The organism is Citrobacter sp. MGH110 (assembly GCF_001037515.1).
Classification (GTDB): domain Bacteria; phylum Pseudomonadota; class Gammaproteobacteria; order Enterobacterales; family Enterobacteriaceae; genus Citrobacter; species Citrobacter portucalensis.
In genome coordinates, this window is sequence record NZ_KQ089830.1 from 611,557 (window position 1) to 632,860 (window position 21,304).

Annotated in this window: 25 protein-coding genes; 7 read left to right on the forward strand and 18 right to left on the reverse strand. The window is 52.8% G+C overall.

Features of this window, described 5'->3' with window-relative positions; translation table 11 throughout:
* Positions 1–6 precede the first annotated feature (6 nt).
* The 7 genes from phsA (at position 7) to SK38_RS02825 (ending at position 7,280) form a co-directional block, all read left to right on the forward strand.
* Positions 7–2,280, forward strand: coding sequence for a thiosulfate reductase PhsA (gene phsA / locus SK38_RS02795; RefSeq protein WP_048235084.1), 2,274 nt, complete (start codon positions 7–9; stop codon positions 2,278–2,280).
* A gap of 14 nt (positions 2,281–2,294) precedes the next feature.
* On the forward strand, positions 2,295–2,873 hold the full coding sequence (gene phsB / locus SK38_RS02800; RefSeq protein ID WP_048215988.1) for a thiosulfate reductase electron transport protein PhsB: 579 nt from the start codon (positions 2,295–2,297) through the stop codon (positions 2,871–2,873).
* On the forward strand, positions 2,870–3,637 hold the full coding sequence (gene phsC / locus SK38_RS02805; protein ID WP_048215989.1) for a thiosulfate reductase cytochrome B subunit: 768 nt from the start codon (positions 2,870–2,872) through the stop codon (positions 3,635–3,637). Before phsB ends, phsC begins: the two co-directional genes overlap by 4 nt.
* A 139-nt stretch (positions 3,638–3,776) precedes the next feature.
* Positions 3,777–4,949 (forward strand): serine-type D-Ala-D-Ala carboxypeptidase DacD, encoded by a 1,173-nt coding sequence (dacD, locus tag SK38_RS02810; RefSeq protein ID WP_048235085.1) that lies wholly within the window; start codon positions 3,777–3,779, stop codon positions 4,947–4,949.
* Between the two features lie 123 nt (positions 4,950–5,072).
* A complete protein-coding gene (gene sbmC, locus SK38_RS02815) occupies positions 5,073–5,540 on the forward strand; it encodes a DNA gyrase inhibitor SbmC (protein WP_008785156.1) in 468 nt (155 codons plus the stop codon).
* Between the two features lie 107 nt (positions 5,541–5,647).
* A complete protein-coding gene (locus SK38_RS02820; RefSeq protein ID WP_048235087.1) occupies positions 5,648–6,706 on the forward strand; it encodes an FUSC family protein in 1,059 nt (352 codons plus the stop codon).
* Between the two features lie 238 nt (positions 6,707–6,944).
* Positions 6,945–7,280 (forward strand): DUF496 family protein, encoded by a 336-nt coding sequence (locus tag SK38_RS02825; protein WP_003834176.1) that lies wholly within the window; start codon positions 6,945–6,947, stop codon positions 7,278–7,280.
* A 40-nt stretch (positions 7,281–7,320) separates the two neighbouring features.
* Here SK38_RS02825 and SK38_RS02830 read toward each other — a convergent pair whose 3' ends face one another.
* From SK38_RS02830 to pduD, 18 genes are all read right to left on the reverse strand, one after another.
* Positions 7,321–8,187 carry a GHMP family kinase ATP-binding protein gene (locus SK38_RS02830; RefSeq protein WP_003834174.1) on the reverse strand — a complete coding sequence of 289 codons (867 nt, stop codon included), beginning with the start codon at positions 8,185–8,187 and terminating at the stop codon, positions 7,321–7,323.
* A gap of 92 nt (positions 8,188–8,279) precedes the next feature.
* Complete coding sequence (locus tag SK38_RS02835) at positions 8,280–9,494, reverse strand: acetate/propionate family kinase (protein ID WP_048235088.1); 1,215 nt, start codon at positions 9,492–9,494, stop codon at positions 8,280–8,282.
* Complete coding sequence (gene pduV / locus SK38_RS02840; protein WP_008785152.1) at positions 9,479–9,931, reverse strand: propanediol utilization protein PduV; 453 nt, start codon at positions 9,929–9,931, stop codon at positions 9,479–9,481. The genes SK38_RS02835 and pduV overlap by 16 nt, the downstream gene beginning before the upstream one ends.
* Positions 9,932–9,935: 4 nt before the next feature.
* Positions 9,936–10,286: a propanediol utilization microcompartment protein PduU gene (gene pduU, locus SK38_RS02845; protein WP_008785151.1), complete on the reverse strand. Its 351-nt coding sequence runs from the start codon at positions 10,284–10,286 to the stop codon at positions 9,936–9,938.
* Positions 10,286–10,840, reverse strand: coding sequence for a propanediol utilization microcompartment protein PduT (gene pduT, locus SK38_RS02850; protein ID WP_048235090.1), 555 nt, complete (start codon positions 10,838–10,840; stop codon positions 10,286–10,288). The genes pduU and pduT overlap by 1 nt, the downstream gene beginning before the upstream one ends.
* Before the next feature lie 2 nt (positions 10,841–10,842).
* The gene (gene pduS, locus SK38_RS02855; protein ID WP_048235091.1) at positions 10,843–12,198 is read right to left on the reverse strand and encodes a cobalamin reductase PduS; all 1,356 of its coding nucleotides are present in this window, start codon (positions 12,196–12,198) and stop codon (positions 10,843–10,845) included.
* Positions 12,195–13,307 (reverse strand): 1-propanol dehydrogenase PduQ, encoded by a 1,113-nt coding sequence (locus SK38_RS02860; RefSeq protein WP_048235093.1) that lies wholly within the window; start codon positions 13,305–13,307, stop codon positions 12,195–12,197. Before SK38_RS02860 ends, pduS begins: the two co-directional genes overlap by 4 nt.
* 10 nt (positions 13,308–13,317) lie before the next feature.
* Positions 13,318–14,703 carry a CoA-acylating propionaldehyde dehydrogenase PduP gene (pduP, locus tag SK38_RS02865; RefSeq protein ID WP_048215996.1) on the reverse strand — a complete coding sequence of 462 codons (1,386 nt, stop codon included), beginning with the start codon at positions 14,701–14,703 and terminating at the stop codon, positions 13,318–13,320.
* Complete coding sequence (pduO, locus tag SK38_RS02870) at positions 14,700–15,707, reverse strand: two-domain cob(I)yrinic acid a,c-diamide adenosyltransferase PduO (RefSeq protein WP_048235094.1); 1,008 nt, start codon at positions 15,705–15,707, stop codon at positions 14,700–14,702. Before pduO ends, pduP begins: the two co-directional genes overlap by 4 nt.
* Before the next feature lie 8 nt (positions 15,708–15,715).
* Positions 15,716–15,991: a EutN/CcmL family microcompartment protein gene (locus SK38_RS02875; RefSeq protein ID WP_003030211.1), complete on the reverse strand. Its 276-nt coding sequence runs from the start codon at positions 15,989–15,991 to the stop codon at positions 15,716–15,718.
* A gap of 3 nt (positions 15,992–15,994) precedes the next feature.
* Positions 15,995–16,486: a microcompartment protein PduM gene (gene pduM / locus SK38_RS02880; protein ID WP_048235095.1), complete on the reverse strand. Its 492-nt coding sequence runs from the start codon at positions 16,484–16,486 to the stop codon at positions 15,995–15,997.
* On the reverse strand, positions 16,483–17,115 hold the full coding sequence (locus SK38_RS02885; protein WP_008785145.1) for a phosphate propanoyltransferase: 633 nt from the start codon (positions 17,113–17,115) through the stop codon (positions 16,483–16,485). The genes pduM and SK38_RS02885 overlap by 4 nt, the downstream gene beginning before the upstream one ends.
* Positions 17,115–17,579, reverse strand: a complete 465-nt coding sequence (locus SK38_RS02890; protein ID WP_048235096.1) for a BMC domain-containing protein — start codon at positions 17,577–17,579, stop codon at positions 17,115–17,117. Before SK38_RS02890 ends, SK38_RS02885 begins: the two co-directional genes overlap by 1 nt.
* A gap of 24 nt (positions 17,580–17,603) precedes the next feature.
* On the reverse strand, positions 17,604–17,879 hold the full coding sequence (pduJ, locus tag SK38_RS02895; protein WP_001057752.1) for a propanediol utilization microcompartment protein PduJ: 276 nt from the start codon (positions 17,877–17,879) through the stop codon (positions 17,604–17,606).
* 19 nt (positions 17,880–17,898) lie between these two features.
* A complete protein-coding gene (locus tag SK38_RS02900; RefSeq protein WP_003834139.1) occupies positions 17,899–18,249 on the reverse strand; it encodes a glycerol dehydratase reactivase beta/small subunit family protein in 351 nt (116 codons plus the stop codon).
* Positions 18,239–20,071: a diol dehydratase reactivase subunit alpha gene (locus SK38_RS02905; protein WP_048235098.1), complete on the reverse strand. Its 1,833-nt coding sequence runs from the start codon at positions 20,069–20,071 to the stop codon at positions 18,239–18,241. Before SK38_RS02905 ends, SK38_RS02900 begins: the two co-directional genes overlap by 11 nt.
* A gap of 15 nt (positions 20,072–20,086) precedes the next feature.
* Complete coding sequence (gene pduE / locus SK38_RS02910) at positions 20,087–20,605, reverse strand: propanediol dehydratase small subunit PduE (RefSeq protein ID WP_003030243.1); 519 nt, start codon at positions 20,603–20,605, stop codon at positions 20,087–20,089.
* Between the two features lie 14 nt (positions 20,606–20,619).
* The gene (gene pduD / locus SK38_RS02915; protein ID WP_003834131.1) at positions 20,620–21,294 is read right to left on the reverse strand and encodes a propanediol dehydratase medium subunit PduD; all 675 of its coding nucleotides are present in this window, start codon (positions 21,292–21,294) and stop codon (positions 20,620–20,622) included.
* Positions 21,295–21,304: the final 10 nt, after the last annotated feature.

A 21,304-nucleotide genomic window follows, 5' to 3' on the forward strand; every position in this document is an offset into this window, starting at 1 on the left:
GGTTATATGAGCATTAGTCGGCGTAATTTTTTGCGAGGAGTGGGTATAGGCTGTTCAGCCTGTGCGATAGGCAGTTTCCCGCCTGGGGCACTGGCGCGAAATTCTCCAGAGAGTATCAAAGGGAAAACATCCCTGACGCCAAGTTTGTGCGAGATGTGTTCTTTTCGCTGCCCAATTCAGGCTCAGGTGATTAATAATAAAACGGTTTTTATTCAGGGAAACCCTAATGCGCCACAGCAGGGGACACGTGTCTGCGCTCGCGGCGGCAGCGGCGTTAGCCTGGTCAACGACCCTCATCGCATTGTTAAACCCATGAAACGCACAGGACCTCGCGGGAGCGGTGACTGGCAGGTTATTAGCTGGGAACAGGCGTATAAAGAAATCGCCGAAAAAATGACGGCAATAAAAACGCAATATGGTCCCCAGGGAGTCGTCTTCTCGTCTAAATCTGGCTCGCTGTCTGGCCATTTATTTCACCTCGCGACGGCTTTCGGGTCACCGAATACCTTTACTCACGCATCAACGTGTCCTGCCGGTAAATCCATTGCCGCTAAAGTTATGATGGGTGGCGATTTAGCCATGGATATCGCCAATACCCGTTATATGGTCTCTTTTGGCCATAACCTCTATGAAGGGATCGAGGTTGCTGATACGCATGAGCTGATGACCGCGCAGGAGAAGGGGGCGAAGATGGTCAGCTTCGATCCCCGTCTGTCCGTATTCTCCAGCAAGGCGGATGAATGGCATGCGCTCAAGCCGGGCGGCGATTTACCGGTGCTGATGGCCATGTGTCACGTCATGATCAATGAAAATCTGTATGACGCGGACTTTGTTGCGCGCTACACCACGGGGTTTGAGCAACTGGCAGAAGCGGTACAAGAGACCACGCCGGAATGGGCGCAGCAGCTCGCGGATGTGCCTGCTGATGTCATTGTTCGGGTCACCCGCGAAATGGCCGCCTGCGCGCCTCATGCCATCGTCAGTCCGGGCCATCGCGCGACGTTTTCGCAAGAAGAAATTGATATGCGGCGCATGATTTTTACCCTCAATGTGCTGCTTGGCAATATTGAGCGTGAAGGCGGTTTGTATCAGAAAAAAGCGGCGGCAACTTACAATAAGCTGGCTGGAGAGAAGGTCGCTCCGGTGCTGGCAAAACCCGATGTCAAATTACCCAAGCCAACGGCGCAGCGTATCGATCTGGTAGCCCCGCAGTTTAAGTACATCGCGGCGGGCGGTGGTGTGGTGCAAAGCATCATTGATGCTGTGTTAAACCAGACGCCTTATCCGGTGAAGGGATGGATTATGTCCCGACACAACCCTTTCCAAACCGTAACCTGTCGACCAGATCTGGTCAAAACCGTTGAACAGCTCGACCTTGTGGTCAGTTGTGATGTCTACCTAAGCGAAAGCGCGGCGTATGCCGACTACCTTTTGCCTGAATGTACTTATCTTGAGCGCGATGAAGAAGTTTCAGACATGTCGGGTCTGAATCCAGCCTATGCCCTGCGTCAGCAGGTAGTAGAACCTATTGGTGATGCGCGTCCGAGCTGGCAAATCTGGAAAGAGCTGGCCGTGCAGTTAGGCCTTGGCCAATTCTACCCATGGCAGGATATGCAAACGCGTCAGTTATACCAGCTTAATGGCGATCATGCGCTATCTGCTGAATTGCGTCAGAAAGGGTATCGGGAGTGGGGTGTTCCGTTGCTGCTGCGTGAACCTGAAGCGGTGCGTCAGTTTGTGGAACGCTATCCGGGCGCGGTGGCGGTTGACAGCGACGGTACCTATGGCGAGCAACTGCGCTTTAAATCTCCGTCAGGAAAAATCGAACTCTATTCCGAAGAGCTGGAAACGCTCCTGCCTGGCTATGGTATTCCGCGCGCGCGCAATTTTGCGCTTAAAGGCGACAGTGAACTCTATTTTATCCAGGGAAAAGTGGCGGTTCATACCAACGGTGCGACGCAATACGTGCCACTGCTTAGCGAGTTGATGTGGGATAACGCGGTGTGGATCCACCCGCAAACGGCCCGTGAAAAAGGCATCAAAAGCGGTGATGACATCTGGCTGGAAAATGCGACCGGCAAGGAAAAAGGCAAAGCGCTGGTCACCGCCGGAATTCGGCCCGATACGCTGTTTGTTTATATGGGATTTGGCGCCAAGGCGGGAGCCAAAACCGCAGCGACAACGCACGGTATCCATTGCGGTAATTTGCTTCCGCATGTTACCAGTCCGGTTTCCGGTACGGTGGTCCACACCGCTGGCGTTACGCTTCGTCGGGCATGAGAAAGGAGAACATCATGAATCAATCTACAAACCCTTATGTCATGCTGCATGACGAGAAACGCTGTATCGGCTGTCAGGCATGCACGGTTGCCTGCAAAGTTCTGAATGATGTGCCAGAGGGATTTAGCCGTCTACAGGTGCAGATCCGTTCACCCGAACATGAACCCGAGGTACTGTCCCACTTCCAGTTTGTTCGCGTTTCCTGTCAGCATTGTGAAGATGCGCCTTGCGTCAGCGTTTGTCCGACCGGTGCATCATTTCGCGACGAAAATGGCATTGTGCAAGTGGATAAGTCTCGCTGTATTGGCTGTGACTACTGCGTTGCCGCTTGTCCGTTCCATGTCCGTTATCTCAATCCGCAAACGGGAATTGCCGACAAATGTAACTTCTGCGCAGATACCCGACTCGAGAGCGGTCACTCGCCCGCCTGCGTTTCCGTTTGTCCGACGGATGCGCTGAAATTTGGTCGTCGTGACGATCCGGAAATTCAGCACTGGATAAATCAAAAAGAGGTTTATCGCCAGCAGGATACGCGTAGCGGTCCGGTGAGTGTTTATCGGCGTAAAGAGATCCATCAGGAGGGTAAAGCATGAATTCTATCTGGGGAGCAGAGCTTAACTATGCGCCGGACTACTGGCCGCTGTGGCTCATTTATGCAGGCGTTGTTGTTGTGCTGATGATTGCGGGCCTGGTTATGCACGCGCTGTTACGTCGGATGCTGGCACCCAAGACGGCAACCGGAGAAGAGCACCGGGATTACCTCTATTCTCTGGCAGTCCGCCGCTGGCACTGGGGTAATGCGCTGCTTTTTATCCTGCTTTTGCTGAGTGGCCTGTTTGGGCACTTCTCTGTCGGACCGGTGGCATTGATGGTGCAGATACATACCTGGTGCGGTTTCGCCTTGTTGGCCTTCTGGGTTGGTTTTGTGCTAATCAACGCAACCAGCGGCAACGGTTGTCATTACCGGGTGAAGTTTAATGGGTTGATATCACGCTGCTTGTTGCAAACGCGCTTTTATCTGTATGGCATCATGAAGGGTGAACCACACCCGTTTGCCGCAACGGCAGAGAGTAAATTTAACCCGCTACAACAGCTGGCTTATCTGGCCATCATGTATGCGCTGGTTCCGCTGCTAATCATCAGCGGGTTGTTATGCCTCTACCCGCAGGTGATAGGGGCAGGGCCTGTGATGCTGGTGCTGCATATGGTGTTGGCGATTGTCGGCTTACTGTTCATCTGTGCACATATTTACCTGTGCACGCTGGGTGACACGCCGGGGCAAATTTTCCGCAGCATGATAGATGGCTATCATCGTCATCGCAGCCATCACGCAGAGACAGCACCGCGCAAAGGGTAATGCCCGCCGCGGTTGATATCTGAAAACCTTTCCTTACAGCAAGAAAATGTGCCTTATGTCACATTTTCTTGCAATTTATCCATGTTTGTTCGCCAGAACTTCCGTAAAAAGAACGGCTATTTCTCCATTTCCTGAGGACATGCTGTTGAAACGCCGTTTGTTTATTGCCGCTTCACTATTTGCGATGAGTTTTTCGCCCGCGTACGCGACCGACGTCGCCAGTTTCGCTCCACAGCCTCCGGCAATTAATGCCGGTGCGTGGGTATTAATGGATTACACCACGGGCCAAATCCTGACAGCCGGAAATGAACACCAGCAGCGCAACCCTGCCAGCCTGACCAAGCTGATGACCGGCTATGTTGTTGATCGCGCAATCGACAGCAAGCGTATTAGTCCGACAGATATTGTCACCGTAGGGCGCGATGCCTGGGCGAAAGATAATCCGGTATTCGTCGGTTCATCCTTAATGTTCCTGAAAGAAGGTGATCGCGTTTCTGTGCGCGACCTGAGTCGCGGGCTAATTGTTGATTCCGGTAATGATGCCTGCGTGGCGCTGGCGGATTACATCGCCGGAGGGCAGCCGCAGTTTGTCGCGATGATGAACAGCTATGTGCAAAAGCTGAACTTGCGGGACACGCATTTTGAAACGGTACATGGTCTGGATGCGCCAGGTCAGCACAGCTCAGCATACGATCTGGCCGTGCTGTCGAGAGCTATCATCCATGGAGAGCCGGATTTCTACCATATGTACAGTGAAAAAAGCCTTACCTGGAACGGAATTACGCAGCAAAACCGTAACGGTTTGTTGTGGGATAAAACCATGAACGTCGACGGTCTGAAGACTGGGCATACCTCCGGCGCTGGATTCAATCTGATTGCTTCAGCTGTTGATGGTCAGCGCCGCCTGATTGCGGTTGTGATGGGGGCGGAGAGTGCGAAAGGGCGTGAAGACCAGGCGCGAAAACTGCTGCAATGGGGACAACAGAACTTCGATACCGTGCAGGTTTTACGTAGCGGTAAGCAGGTTGGTATTGAACGGATCTGGTACGGCGATAAAGAAAAAATTAGCCTTGGCACAGAGCAGGATTTCTGGATGGCTCTGCCTAAAGCCGAAGTCGCTAATATCAAGGCAAAATATGTTCTTGATAAGAAAGAACTGGTTGCCCCCATTGCTGCCCATCAACGTGTGGGGGAAATTGAACTCTACGATCGGGATAAACTGGTGGCTCACTGGCCTCTGGTTACGCTGGAGTCTGTCAACGAAGGCGGCGTCTTCTCGCGTTTGAGCGATTACTTCCACCACAAGGCGTAGTTTTTCCTGATGTGCCTGACTGGCAAGAGTGCGAATCTGCTCACATAATAATCACTGATTCCTTGTGGCCGTCATACCTAAAAATTACACTGTATATAAATACAGTGTAATAACGGAGGTTATATGGAGTACGAGATAAAGCAGGTTGAGAAACGCATAATTGCCGGTTTCCATATGGTTGGACCGTGGGAACAAACGGTAAAGCAGGGTTTCGAGCAGTTAATGATGTGGGTCGACGGTAAGCAGATCGTACCGCTGGAATGGATAGCCGTTTATTACGACAATCCTGACGTTGTTCCGGCGGAAAAACTGCGTTGTGATACCGTGGTGTCTGTGCCTGAAGGTTTTGAGATCCCAGAAAACAGCGAAGGGGTGATCCAGACCGAACTGGCGGGGGGCGACTATGCTATCGCCGTTGCGCGCGTTGAAAATCATGACTTCGCGACGCCGTGGTATCAGTTCTTTGAGCGCCTGCTGCAGGATTCGACGTATGCGATAGCCGCTAAACCCTGCTTTGAAGTTTATATGAACAATGGCATGGAGGACGGTTACTGGGACATTGAAATGTACGTGCCGGTACAGTCGAAGTAACTGTTTTTGGTGTAAATCAGGATGAATGTCCTGGTCATCAGGGTGATGTTTTCACTTAAAAAACAGGTACAATTCTGTTCTTTGCAATTCCCTGACGGAGTGCATGAGTGCGTGCAGATAAGTCACTGAGTCCTTTTGAAATTCGTTTGTATCGTCATTATCGTGTGGTGCATGGTGTTCGCATTGCGCTGGCGTTTCTTTTTACTTTTCTGTTGGTTCGCCTGTTGAACATTCCTGAAGGTACATGGCCTCTGATTACGCTGGTGGTAATCATGGGGCCTATTTCCTTTTGGGGGAACGTTGTCCCCAGAGCGTTTGAGCGTATTGGCGGGACAATTCTGGGTTCGGTACTTGGGCTGGTGGCTCTTCGTCTGGAGCTCTTTTCACTTCCGCTAATGCTGATATGGTGCGCGGTGGCGATGTTTCTCTGCGGCTGGCTGGCACTGGGTAAAAAGCCGTATCAGGCGTTGCTGATTGGTATAACGCTTGCGGTCGTTGTGGGTGCCCCCGCTGGAGATATGAACACAGCGTTATGGCGCGGTGGCGATGTTATTCTGGGTTCATTACTGGCAATGCTGTTTACCGGTATCTGGCCGCAGCGGGCATTTATACACTGGCGAATTCAGCTGGCGCATTGCGTAACGGGGTACAATCGGGTGTATCAGGCTGCGCTATCTCCCAACCTGCTGGAGCAACCGCGACTGGAAAAGCATTTACAACAGCTTTTAAGCGATGTTGTCAAAATGCGTGGGCTCATCGTTCCTGCCAGCAAAGAAACCCGCATTCAAAAATCAATCTTTGAAGCTATTCAGACGGTTAATCGCAACCTGGTCTGCATGCTTGAGCTGCAAATCAATGCGCTATGGGCCAGCCGTACCAGCCACTTTGTCATGTTGAATGCGCATACTTTGCGTGAAACACAGCTCAGGACACAACAGGCGCTACTGACGATAACCCACGCATTGTATGAAGGTAATCCACAACCGGTGCTTGCCAATACGGAAAAACTCAATGACACCGTGGTGGAGTTACGTCAGCTTATTGCTGAGCATAAGGGCGATAATGTCGCTGAAACGCCCATTCACGGCTACGTTTGGCTAAATATGGAATTGGCGCGACAGCTGGAGTTGCTCTCTCATTTGATCTGTCGCGCGCTGCGCAAATAAAGAGCAGATGAGGGGATTGGTTCTACTGCTGCTTCGATTCAGCAACGATTAGAGGTATGATACTGAAAAAGGCTAAAACCATTGGTAACTGCAATGGCTTTACCCTCGATAATTCAGGTTTCAACCATGCATGGTCGATGCAGATGCAACTTGAAGTATGGCGGGCATGAAAGTAATGTTGACCCACTTTAGCCGTTGTTTTAACGAATCCGAATCTCACATTATCAGGGGTGTAAAAATGGAAACTACCAAGCCTTCTTTCCAGGACGTGCTGGAATTTGTTCGTCTGTTCCGTCGTAAAAACAAACTGCAACGTGAAATCCAGGACGTTGAGAAAAAGATCCGTGACAACCAGAAACGTGTTCTGCTGCTGGACAACCTGAGCGACTACATCAAGCCTGGAATGAGCGTGGAAGCGATTCAGGGCATTATCGCCAGCATGAAAAGCGATTATGAAGATCGTGTTGATGATTACATCATCAAAAACGCTGAGATCTCTAAAGAGCGCCGCGACATCTCTAAAAAGCTGAAAGCGATGGGCGAAGTGAAGAACGGCGAAGCGAAAGCCGAGTAACGATTTTATGCTTGTTCGGGTCGCTGCTTAGCGGCGGCCCTTATTGCAGTTCGACCCCGCCAGTTACCATCCGCAACAAATGCTGTTCCGGCCAGTGTTCCGTCAATTTTTTCTGCGTCAGCATCCATTTAATGTAGTCCACATCATGACGCTTTCTGTCGAGCATCAGACCGACTACGCTGCCACTGTGCGCAACGTTGACACCGTATAAATCACATTCTTCTACCAGCGCTAAAAGTGAATCAAAATTTGGTTTAGGTAACAGCAACTGGCTGGCGATCGCGCTCAGCGTGGCGGCTTCACCCATCCGATAAGGATTTTGACTGATACAGGCTTCCTGTACCTTTTCCCATGCGCGTTTCAGCGCTGGAGCGCCTGCCAGTAACCCTGACTGACGTGGAGTACGGTGATAATCAGCAGTAAGCAAGGTTTCCGGGCTTTCGAGAACCAGCAGATCGAGTTGAGGCTGGGCTTCACAGGCAATTTGCGTGGAGGCGTCGTTGTGATCGAACAGCGTAAGCTGGCGGAAAACGGTGCTGTCGGTAGGTTCCAGCGAAACGCAAAGCTGCGCCAGAGTGGATTCGTCTAGCTGATGACCCAGATACTGCGCCGTGGCGATTGCCGTGGCGGCGATATCCGCTGTGCTGCTGGCCATCCCTTTAGCGACAGGAATGGTTGACTGGACATCAATTCGAATATCCTGACTCATTTGTGCCGGGTATTGCCAGTGCAGCAATAACCTCTCAACCATCGCCCGCGAAAGTGGACGTTCATCTGTCAGCGGTGAACCTGAAGTGACCTCAACGGTGCTATACCATTCAACCGGGCAGGAGACCAATTTCTCACTGCCCAGAATCCAGCCCTGGATAAGTTCTCCGCACGATGCGGGACATTGCGCAACAGCCACGTCTTCACCTATGTGATCAGAAATCTTCGGCGCATAGTGTCATGGCGATCGCGCTATTACCATGATTTGCCGCAATTTGCGGTGCGGCAGTATTATGCAGGAATGCCCAATGTCACAGTTTCAGATATCGCTAAACGCATAACGTCTTGCGCAATCATCAGCTCTTCATTGGTATTAATCACCGCCACTTTGACCATCGCATTTTCAGTCTGAATGAAGGTGGCATTACGCTGATTTTTTTCCTCATCAACGGCCAGCCCCAGGAAATTCAGATTACGACAAATCGCAGCGCGCGCCCGTGCGGAGTTTTCGCCTATACCACCGGTAAACACCAGGGCATCCAGACCGCCCATCTGCATAATATAGCTACCAATGGTGGCACGAATGCGCTCAGCAAAAAGCGTCAACGCCAGCGCCGCCTGGTTATTGCCCGTATCTGCGGCATGTTCAACGTCGCGGTAGTCAGGTGAGATGCCAGAAACACCGAGCAATCCGGACTCATTGTTGAGCAATTGGTTGAGCTGCTGCGGTGTTTTGCCTTCTCGCAGGGCAATCCACGGTAAAATGGACGGATCGATATCGCCACTTCGCGTGCCCATCATCACGCCAGACTGCGGCGTAAAGCCCATTGACGTATTCACCGATTGTCCGCCTTTGATGGCGCAGATGCTGCTGCCGTTGCCCAGATGACAACAAACAACGCGCAGGGCGCTGAGTGGTACACCCAGTTTTTCAGCAAGCTGTGAGCTAACGTATTTGTGGCTGGTACCATGAAAACCATAGCGACGAATACCCAACTCTGCATAGTAACGCCAGGGCAGGGGATAGATGAAAGAAGGCGCATCAAGCGTTTGATGAAAGGCGGTGTCGAACACCGCAACGGCTGGTGTTTTGGGCAATAGCTGGCGGAATACCGCGATCCCCAACGCATTTACCGGGTTATGCAGAGGGGCCAGTTCCGCGAGTCGCTCGATTTCTGCCAGCGTTTCATCAGTTACCAGCGCGGAGTCTTTAAAAGATTCTCCTCCGTGCGCGACGCGATGACCCACGCCGTCGATCTCTTCCAGACTGTTGATAATGTGGTGGTTGAGCAGTTTTTCCAGGAGCAACGTTACGGCTTCACGGTGATCGGCTACGGGCAAAGTCTCCTGCCATTTCTGCGCTGGCGTTTTTAGGGTGACCTGCGCATCAGACAAACCGATACGTTCAATCAACCCCTGACAGATCATTTCACCCTGCGGCATCGCCAGTAGTTGAAATTTAAGCGAGGAACTACCTGCATTAATGGCCATTATTTTGTGAGACATGAAGGTTCCTTTGCATTCAGAAAAATGAACATCTCATCGACCCCAGTATTCTCCAGCGCGCTGGTGACAAATACTTTTTGCGCACCAGCCTGAACTAACCAACTCTCCACAAGAGAAATACGCTGCGGATTGGCTAAATCGGCTTTGGTAACGAGGCCAATAACGGGTCGGTTCATTGGTCCGGTAAAACCGGGAGAAAATGGTGACCACGGCGCGTCAGCATTGAGTACCAGCGCAATAATGTCTGCTTCACAGGCGCTGGCCAGCAGCGCGCTGTACAGGCAGCGGTTCTCAAGATATTCACCCGGTGTGTCTATTGTCGTAGGAGACCAGACTATGGCCTGGGTCTTCTGATAGTGAAGCGCCTCTCCCCGCATGCACTGCGTGAGCGACGTTTTACCGCACTGGCTGGGGCCAATTAGCATGATACGTTTCATGATATTACGTCCGGGTGATGGGACACGCGGTAAAACGCATCATTTCGCCGAGCGTTCGGGTTACCTGTTTCAGCGCGTACTCAACGGCGGAAACATCACCCGTCAGTACCACCGCGCCGGTAAACCTGTCGAGAAAACCAATCTCTACCGCCCCGGATTTCGTGGCGATATCACAGGCGATGATTGAGGCTTCGCTGGGGGTAATGGTCAGAATACCGATTGCGGAAACCGCATCTGGTAATCCCAGCTTCTTGAACAAATCTTTACCTGGATTAGCAATAAGATGCGCCAGCGTGACCTGTTTGCCTGGTACATATTCCTGAATCATTCGATCCGTGGTGGGTTGTCTTTCCATTATCCCTCCACCATTTGTCGCCACATGCTTTCATGCGGGCGAGGTATGACCGAGCGGTAAACCAGCAGGCCTTTTTCACCCGCACTTTCACTGGCAACCGTCACTGCGTTATTCACATCGGATACATCGCCAGCAACGACCATGTAGCACTTGCCGCCAATACCAAATGCCATATGGACACGTACCAGCGTGACGTTGGAGGCTTTAACCGCCCGGTCGGCGGCGCAGATGCAGGCAACAACGCTCCATGTTTCGACAATACCAACAGCCTGACGCTTATCCACGCTGTTTAGTCCGCTGATTGCGGGGAGTACGCTGGCATGAATGTTGGGGAGTACCAGACTGTCAACGAGCATATCGCCAGCAAGAGATGTTCCAGTGGCAATCGCCTGTTGTACGGCACCTACGTCACCACCGAGCATGAGTAGAAATTTTCCCGGGCAGATGGTCTTGCTGACCAGTAAATTCACATTCGCGCTTTTTAACATGGCATCACCAGCTTCCATCCCTTTGGCAATGCTGGTGAGTTCTAAAATCCCTATAGCCTGAGACATGATTAACCTCTAATTACCGTGATAGATTGCTCAGTGATTTCGCTGACAATACCGTCAATGCTGGCGTGAACAGGCGCGCCTAATGCACCGGACGGCACATCGGCAACGCATTGACCGCGAACAACGCGTTCGCCTTGTTCTACACATGGGATGGCGCTGGCACCAATATGCTGGCGTAACAACAGCGTCGTTTTATCTGTGGAATAATCAGTCTCAGCCAGTGGCGCATCGTGATACCAGTCGCTAAGACCCAGTTTGGTAATAAGGCGCTTAACCGGGATCAACCGGTATTTCGCCATTTCATCCTCAGGATTTAGCGGCCCTTCATAACGATGGTTGAGCGCCCGCAGCTCGCGTTTCAGCATACGGTTGATGCGCATCGGTGAAATCCCAACCGGGCAGGCTACGCTTTCACACACGTTGCATTCTGAACAGGTCAGGGCCGTGAGCAGCAGATGCGGTGTGGCCGCCTGCTGATAATTAACCGCACGAACCAACAGGTGCGGGGATAATTCATGGCCGATCAAATGCCTTGGGCACAAATCCGTACACAAACGGCACTGCTCGCAAACGGTTTTTGCTACAGAAAGCACGGTGCGTTCATCCTGCATCCGCCGCTGAATCAACGCATGAGACTTAGGCAAAACCAGCAGGCCCCCGGTGGTCTTGCTTACGGGGGTATCCAGTGAAGTAATCAGGCCGCCCATCATCGGACCACCGTTAATAAAACCGGGATCGTCAACGGTTGCACCACCGGCCAGCGCCAGAACGTCACGTAAAGACATTCCGATAGGGACAGTGAGTGTTATGGGACTGGCGACTGCGCCGTTAACGGTCAGGGTGCGACGCGTAACGGGGTACTGCTGCTCAACTGCTCTGGCGATGTTGAGCACGGTCTGGACGTTATTGACCACCACACCGACGCTGACCGGCAGCGCGGCAGGCGGAACTCTCCGACCTGTTGCCATCCAGATGGTCAAAACCTCGTCACCAGCCGGGTAGACATCGGGCAAAATATGTAAGCGGATCCCGGTAGGTAGAAGGGGCGTTAATGCATTGATAGCCTTCTGGTATTTCTCCTTGAGCGCAATAATTCCGGCACTGGCTCCGGTCGCCGTCATGGCATATTGAACGCCGCGGATAAGTCGATCAGCCTGGACGGCCATCAACTGCTGGTCAACTTTCAGCATTGGCTCACATTCAGCCGCATTGACCAGAAAGGTATCGACCTGCGCCTGTAATTTTACGTGAGCAGGAAAGCCTGCGCCTCCGGCTCCGACAACACCCGCTGCGCGAACGCGTTCGCGAATAGTCTGCGCATCATAAAGCGTGGACTCTGCCGTCATGGCTGTCTTCATAATAATTCCTCAAGCAGTTCCTGCATGGCACTGGCATCGGCAACACGAGGATTGGTTTGCAACGTGACGTCAGCCAGCGCGGCCTGAACCATCAATGGGATACGTTGTGACCAGGCTTGCTTTCCGTCTTTAAGCGCGTCAACAAAAGAAGGCAACGCACACTGTTTTTTGAGTAGCTCGATATGATGAATGAGCGCATTCAATGCCGCTGTATCGTTCGCGTTATCCGGGCATAAATGGCAGGCTTTAGCGAAACGGGCATAGCGCTTCGCAGCCCGCGGGTCGCGGGCATTAAAATGAATGACATGGGTCAGCAGCAGCGCATTGGCAAGTCCATGCGGCAGATGAAACTGACCACCCAACTGATGGGCAATCGCATGATTGATCCCCAGTCCAGCCTGACTAAATGCCATTCCCGCGAGCGTTGATGCATTGTGCATTTTCCCCCTGGTTGCCAGACAGTCGCCTTTGCTGACGGCGACAGGCAGGTACTGGAAGACGATTTGAGCCGCTTTTTCAGCCAGTGCGTCTGTGAAGTCGCTGGCCTTCGTGGACACGTAAGCCTCCAGCGCATGCGTTAACACGTCCATGCCGGTATTCGCGGTGATGGCAGGTGGTACGCTGACGACCAACGTTGGATCAAGGATGGCCATGTCCGGGTAAAGCGCATTATTAAACAATGGATATTTAATGCCTTTATCCGGATCGCTAATCACGCAGGCACTGGTTACCTCGGAGCCTGTGCCGCTGGTGGTGGGAATTGCGACACAGGTTTCAATTTCAATACCGAACTGTCGGCTGAACCAGACGATGGCTTTTGCGGCGTCCAGTGCTGAGCCGCCACCAAAACCCATCACGACGTCCGGTCGCAGGGACTGCATTTGTGCAATCCCTTGTACTACCGTGCCGATGGTGGGATCGGGGGTGATATCGCTGAAAATGCTGATGCGGTTATCCGCTGGCAGAGCGTTGCGCAGCTTTTCAATCAGGGGAGAACGCGCGAGAAAACCATCGCAGATAATCCAGATATGCTTATTCGTGAAGCGCTTGAGCACATCCAGACTTCCCTGGCCGCTGTACAATCGAGTTTGCAGTGAAAAGCTTTTCATAACGGCCCCATTAGCGAATAGAAAAACCGTTTGTCAGCACGCAACGACGAGAGCGTGCGAAAGTGCGAGCAGATGTTGTTCCTTCACCGGTTGGCGTCGCAATAGTGAAGGTTGTAAAACCTTCGCCACCAACGCCGATCCCGGCGTAAGAGGGGCCATTTTTCACAAAGATGGAGGTCTGAAGCGTGCGCGCGGCAAGGTTCAAACGTGACACATTTTGCGAATGCATAATGGCGGTGTGATGCAATCCCTCTTCAACTTTCAGGGCCAACGTTAATGCACTGTCAAAATCGCTCACCGTTACGACGGGGAGCATTGGCATCAATTGCTCGCTGGTAACCCACGGGTCGTCAGCCTTGACGATGCCTGTCAGTAGTCGAGGTGCTTTTGCCGGAACCGGTATTCCTGCTGCTTCCAGTAAGGTTGCCGGGCTTTTACCCACCAGTTTTTTATTGGCTATGCCTTCTGGTAGACAGACAGCGCGCAGTTTGTCTACCTCTTCGCTATTGAGAAGCATCGCACCAAAAGACTGCATCTGTTGAACCAGCCGTTCGGCAACGGCATCAACAACAATCAGGCTCTTCTCGGCAATGCAGGGGAGGTTGTAATCAAAGGATGCGCCATTGATGATATCTTCCGCCGCCTTAACCAGGTCGGCCGTTTCATCAACAATGCAGGGGGGATTTCCTGCGCCTGCGCCGATGACTTTTTTCCCGCTTTTCATGCCCATAGCAACAATGCCAGGGCCACCGGTAATCGCCAGAACTGCGATTTTAGGGTGCGCCATCATCTGCTGGGTAGCCTCAAAAGTGGGTTCTGTGACCGTGACGACAAGATTACGAATTCCGCAGCAACGGAAAGCAATATCTTCGATCATGGCAATCAGCTTGAGTGAAACCTTTTTAGCACCCGGATGCGGACTGAAGTAAACGCTATTCCCTGCCGCCAGCATGCTGATGCTGTTGTTAATAATGGTCTCTGTCGGGTTTGTACTGGGGGCGACAGAACCAATCACGCCAAACGGTGAATACTCGAATAACACCATGCCGCCGTCGCCGGTTAACGCCGTGGTGGTGAGATCTTCGATACCCGGAGTGTTGTCCAGCGCGGCTTTATTTTTAAGGAACTTATCCTCTTTGTTACCCATCCCCGTTTCGGCAGCGCTCTCAGCGGCCAGTGAAGCAAGATGAGGCGTCAGTTCTTCGCGTAGGGCGTTTATGATGGCGCTGCGGGTTTTCAATGGACATTGCTGGTAACGCAGAAAAGCCTGATGCGCTGCATCGATAGCTTCGCCAACGGACGGAAAAATACCGTTACCCTGAACTTCTGCTTTTGCCGGGGCGAGTTGCTCACTCAAAATGTTACGAATAAGGGTTTCAAGTTCTGAAGTATTCATTGATGTGTTCTCACGTTAATCGCCGCAATGGCCGTTTCTGCAATGTCCATATCCTGTTCAACGCTTCCCCCGCTGATGCCAAGACCCCCGAGGAGTAAACCCTCACGCCATAATGCGTACCCGCCACCGAAGGTGACGACTTTTCCCTGCATATGGCTTTCCAGACCGTAAAGCGCGGCGCCGGGTTGCACTGCTGATGTCAGCTCATGCGTGGCGGTTTTCATCGCCACGGCAGTCCAGGCTTTTTTGGGTGCCAGTTCGCTACTCACGAGTAATGCGTCAGGCATGCGCCAGACCACCGTTTGGGTTCCGTTGGCATCAACAATGCTAATGACGACCGGAACCTGAAGTTCTTCTGCTCTCGTCACCGCAGCGCGAGTGAGTTGGTGGAGCTCCTGAAAAGACAGAGACATAGTCGGCTCCTTTATGGCTGGTGCTTGAACGGCAGCGAGATAGCGCTCAGCCACTTTCTGAATGATGTCGTTTTGATGGGTGTCATGATCTTCTGCCCGTGCAAGCGCATATAAGCAGTCGGACAGGCGATTGATATAACGCATCAGCACGTGTCTGACGGATATCTCGGTGGAGAGTTCGACCAGTCGTCTCTCTGCACGGCGTGCCAGCGTACGGGCAAAGTGCAGTCGGCTGGCGGCTTCGCTGCGGCCAGGTAAAATAAAGCTGCGCAGGGGCGGTACTCTTCCCATTGCGGTATCGATGGCCGCTTCCAGTGCCGCAATTTCTTCTGAGCTGATGTAGCGCTGCTCTGGCGTTGGTTCTTCGCTTTCGCTTGCCAGTTCGGCGCTGAACCAAAAAAGCTGCAGCTGGATATTTTCAAGTAACTGCTGGTGCTGCGGGGTTTTCGCTGCACAAACGCACAGACTTAGCGCCGCGTTCAGTTCGTCCAGCGTACCGTAGGCTTCCACGCGTGGATGCGTTTTGCTCACGCGCTGTCCGGTAAAGAGGGCTGTTGTTCCGGCATCACCAGTGCGGGTATAAATCGCCATAGTTCCTCCTAACGAGAAAGCGTGTCGACAATGCCGACGATAGCCAGATCGATGGCCTCATTAGGGCCAGAAAAAACGTGTCTGGCGCTGGATCCGCTGCTGAGTAATACCAGTTCGCCGGTCCCTGCGCCGACAGAATCAACAGCGACTTCATCTCCACTCACAGGGGATGCAGGAAGCTCTCCGTCAGCACTTACCCGACGTACCAGCAACAGTTTTTTTCCCACCAGTGATGGGGATTTTTGCGTGGAAACCACAACGCCTGTAACCCGGGCCAGATGCATAGCTCACTCCTGCTTAATTAGTTGGACATTTCGCAGACTGACTGCTTCCTGAGCCAGAGCCGTCACGACACACCGACGGCGCAACACCAGTACGCCATCCCTTAATTGGGCGACGTCGGCATAGCTGAGAAGCTTCTCAGGATGCAAAAAGATGATTCGTCCCCGTTCGTCATCGAACTCCAGCGGCAGACGTGCGAGTTTTTTCACGGGGATTGCCGGTAACAATCGGTGTTGTAGTGAAATTTTCACGCGGACTCCGCATGCCAGCGCGTCGTGAATCTTTCCCACCGACATGTTGGCTGGGCAGCCTTCGGCAATTTGCTCCAGTAATGGCAGATCCACTTGCTGGAGATGGAGCGACGAGTACTGGCAGCATACTGTTCGTGAATCGATTTCCCGTAACTGCGCGACGCTAAGAGTGAGCGTGCTTTCCGCGCGTTTTTTTAATCGGGAAACAACCTCCTCGATAATGCGTTGCAGCAGTTCGTTGTTCATCGTGAGGTCACCAGTGTGGCGAATGCCTGGGGATTATCAGCGCCTGCAGCATTGGCTTCGTCTGTATCAATATGCATTTCGAGGCGCATATCCGGCGAAACGCGTACGGCGACGTTATCGAAAATCAGTCGACGTTCATCGCCATTAATGGCGACCGAAACTTTATCGCCATGGGAAACCCGCAGAATCAGAGCATCGAGCGGAGACATATGGATATGCCGTTGGGCGACGATCACCCCGGATGCTAAGTCCAGTTCAGCAAATGGGCTGACGAGACGAACACCGGGTGTGCCCTGAATATTGCCCGACATCCGCAGCGGAGCAGCAATTCCCAACGTGCGGGCGTCGGTACGAGAAATTTCGACCTGGCTGGTACTGCGCAGCGGGCCGAGTAAACGCACATTTTTTAACTGACCTTTTGGCCCCACCAGCGTGACAGTCTGCTCTGCTGCATATTGTCCTGGCTGCAGCAGCCCTTTTTTCTCACTAATGGGGTGATTGGGAAACAAGCGACCGTAATCTTCAGCGCACAGATGAATATGACGATTAGAGATCCCCAGCGGAATCGGGCGCTCGCGCATTTCGTCCAGAACCTTAGCGACAGTGGTCTCCAGTTGCTGTTTATCCATTACGCTTCACCTCGTTTGCCAGAGTGAAGACAAAGCGTGCGCGGCTCGCCTTTTTGGCGAGGGCAGGCAGGATCAAGACACAAATTGCAGCTAATCAACTCTGCATCTTGCGGTGCTTCGGGTACATCATGGTCTACAAATATCTCTTCATGCGCTACGGCTGGTATGGGTTCGGGCGTTGGCTCAGGCTCCAGGACAACGCTATGCGACAGGATCCCATCCCCGGGTCTGGAAATGACTTTGTGAGCCACCAGTCCATCTCGCTGGTCAGCGAAACTGACACCGGTGGAAATGGCCGCCTGGACGGAGGCCACATCCCCGATTATCTTGATCACCGTCCAGCCTGAGCCGTTGGTTTTTTCGAGGCCCACCAGCGTGATGGAGGCGGCTTTCGCCATGACGTCCGCGCAACTGATGGCTAATGCCAGACCACTAACTTCAAGTAATCCCAGTGATTGCTTCACGCTGTGCTCCTTGGTTGCAACGACTTATGCGGATTTAGGTAAAATGGCTTCAACGTCGCTGTGCGGACGCGGGATAACGTGGCAGGATTTCACCTCACCAACGGCGCTTGCGGCTGCGCTTCCAGCATCTACGGCTGCTTTCACCGCGCCGACATCACCGCGAACCATAACGGTGATAAGGCCAGAGCCGATTTTTTCGTAACCAACCAACTGCACGTTTGCGGATTTCACCATGGCATCAGCGGCTTCAATAGCGCCGACAAGCCCTTTTGTTTCAACCAGTCCCAGTGCGTTATTCATACTGCTTTTCTCCTGTGGGTTATGAGTGGCATTCCCGGAACGGAATGCCTTTAACCAGCCGCGCAGCGTTGTTACCAATGCTGCGGCGATCGTGGCTATTTTGTTGATACGTCAGCGTAAAAAGTGGTGCTGACGTGGGTAAGTTTTTGTAGTGCACGACCAGTTTTTCGCGGCTACAGCCAATACCGACCAGCAATGGCGACTGGCAGGCGGCCAACCATGCGTTGTGGATAACGTCAGTTGAGCTACTCTCCTGAATCACAAAGGGGATCCCTTCTTCTTCAATACCCAGCAGTACGTCATTCCAGACGTCAGCACAGTCAGCACTGGTGAAGATAACGATGGCTGGTGTGGTGAGATTACTTTCCATGAGCGAATGCCTTATGCCAGGAGAGGATCAGTCCTGTCGCAACCGCATTGCGCGGACCTTCGGTACCACGAATGTTGCCGCGCCCGGCAACCAGTCGATAATGCGCCAGAGCATCGGTGACCAGCTGTGGAACTTCAAAATCCAGAGATGAGCCGCCAACCAGTACCACAAAGGGAATATCCCGAATGTTCCCGGTCGGACTGACCTGACGTAGCGCTCTGAGTGCGTTAGTAACGAAAACGCGCTCCTTGGCGCTGCGACGAATGGCCCGTACTTTCTCCAGCGCCAGTTCACCAGGCAGTGGCACCAGTTCATCGGGTTTCACTACGCACACGCGCGCAAAAACCGTTGGTGGGAGAGGCGTAGGGAAGAACTGAACGCTGCCGTCTTCGTGGCGAAGGTGGAACAAGCTCTCAACTTTCGCCAACGGATACTTTTTAATCTCTTCAGCGAGATAACGGTCATCCAGGCCCAGTTCACGGGCAATGATCATCGTGACCATATCGCCTGCGCCTGCCAGGTGCGTGGCAATAATTTCGCCCTTAGGATTGATGATAGAAGCGTCGGTTGAACCCGCGCCGAGATCCAGAATAGCCAGTGGTCGTGTTGTGCCCGGAGTTGTTAAGGCTCCCAGAATGGCAGCTTCGGCTTCGGCCCCGCCAACCTGGACGTCAATGTTGAACTTTTGCTTGATCTCCTGGGCAATCATCGCCATTTGCAGGCGGTCTGATTTCACCATGGAGGCTATGCCGACAGCCTGCTCCAGCGAGAACTCACCGGCAAGTCCGCCCGTCACACTGACGGGAACCGAGGTATCGACCGCCAGCAGGTCCTGAATAAAAATTTCATGACTGGGTTTGTTGGTTAATTCAGCCATCGTCTGGCGCACATGCTCCAGCATGCCGCCAATATTGGTGCCAGCTTCTCCGGTAACGTTATCCAGTTTCGGGCATTCACCAACCGCTTTCATAATCGTTTCGGCGCCCGCGGCAACGTCGACCCGTACGGTACGACCCTGAGACTGTAGCTCCAGATTTCCGGCAGGAATCGCTCGCGCTTTCACATCACCTGACGGCGTTTTCACCACCACGGCTGAACGGTTGCCGATCAGCGCCCGTGCCATCGGAACAATGTTTTTAGTCTCATCGGCATTGAGGCCAAAGACAGTTGCAATGCCGTAGGGGTTAGAAAGGGTTTCAATGACCTTTCCTGGTACAGCGACCTCAATGGCAGCCAGCATCCCCAACGGGATGCGGTCGATATGAAGGACTTCATCGACGATGGGCAGGGGGTGAGTCAGACGATTGCTGACCAACACGCCATCGTCCTGCTGCAAAATAACGCCAGTTAACTGGTATCCAGCTCGGACGGAGGCATTAATCATCGTAGCGACATCGGCGAAATCAAATGCCGATGACACCACCAGAATATAGGGCGTATCCGCCGGGCGACTGAGAAGGTCTTCCGGCGTAATAGTGACGCCCACGCCTAACCCGACGCCGCCCGGTGTTTTAGGGTTATGGCCGATCATGGTGGATTCAGTGATGATGGTTTCGGTTATTGTTTCCATCGCCACGTCGCCAATGACCGGGGTGGCTTCGTTAATACGGATGAGCGAAATATCGCTGACATTGATACCGGCGTTTTTTGCCGCCAGCGTAAGGGCCTCCTGAATTCCAAACACATTACGTAATGTGCCCTTAATTCCGGTGGTTTCTGCCAGCGCGCTGCCGGTGATGCTCAGCACGCCAGACTCATCCAGAGTAGCCAGAGCGACTTCCGTTGATGAGTTGCCTATGTCAATGCCAGCTATATATCGCATGATCCTGTCCCTGAGTTAGTCGTCGCCTTTGAGTTTTTTACGCTCAACGTACAGCGCTGCCGCTTCACGAACGAAAGCTGCACAGATTTTTGCCTGATAACGATTTTCGAGATCGTCGGCGATAGCCATCAGCTCATCTTTTGTTGAGCGGTACGGGCGCAGCGCGTTGTAGATCTCAAGAATGCGATCGTCAGGAACAGCGGTTAGCTCGGCTGCGCGCTCGAAGTTCATCGCCAGCCTGTCACGTCCGGCATCTTTGGCAATTTCCGCCTGCAGGCGCAGTGTTTCAGGGGTGATGCGCATGTCCTGCGCGGTCACTTTGTTGCTCAGAACATTTTCAAGCGTGAAGTCGTCCAGCGTTTTGTTGGTCGCAGTTTTTACCCACTCAGGATGTTTATTCGCGAGAGGGTAATCCGTGACTTTCGCGGTATGTGCTGATGAACTCGCCGCGGGCGGAGTCGCGGACTCGCCTTGCAGGCTGTTCATCCGGCTCAACACATCCCGAACCATCGATTCAATTGCGTCGGTATTCATGGAGGTATCCTTTATCAAAGCGCCACGCGCAGTTCCTGCGGGTTTTTGCCTGTCACAACGTATTTGGTCTCTTTAATGTGCAGAATGGCTGATTTGGCCTGGTACTTAGGACGGGCCATCTGGTCATTCAAAGTAGGGACCGGTTGCGGAGATTCACGCTTGGCATAACGCGCGGCGTTTTTACCGATCTGACGATAGGTTTCCAGCGTCAGAAGCGGTGCCTGAGGGAACAGCTCCAGGTTTGAAAGCGGCGGTAACCCCTGCTGGTGGATAACCGTGGTACCTTTTGACTGGATGCCGATAGAGATCCCGGAACCGCTCAGACGGTTCCCCTCAACGGCGACAAACGCCACATCGGAGGATTTAAAGCAGCGGATAACGCGCGCTTTAATGCCTTCTTCTTCAATACCGGCAATCACTTCGCGCAAGATATTCTTATGCGGGATCCCTACGATATTGACGGTTTGCGAGAGCCCGAACGCCGGCCCTACGGCAATAATCACTTCGTCCTGTTGCTGGCCTTGTTTGGCTTCACCAATCTCGGTCAGAAAGCTGTCTCCCTGTGTCGCCGCAGCCTGAGGTGCGCTTGCCGCTGTAGATGCGCGGAAAGAGACGGGTTTGTCGCTGGTCTGCATTTCAGACAACACATCTTCAATTATCTGGCGCAGCAGTTTTTCATTAATTTCCATTTTTCACCCC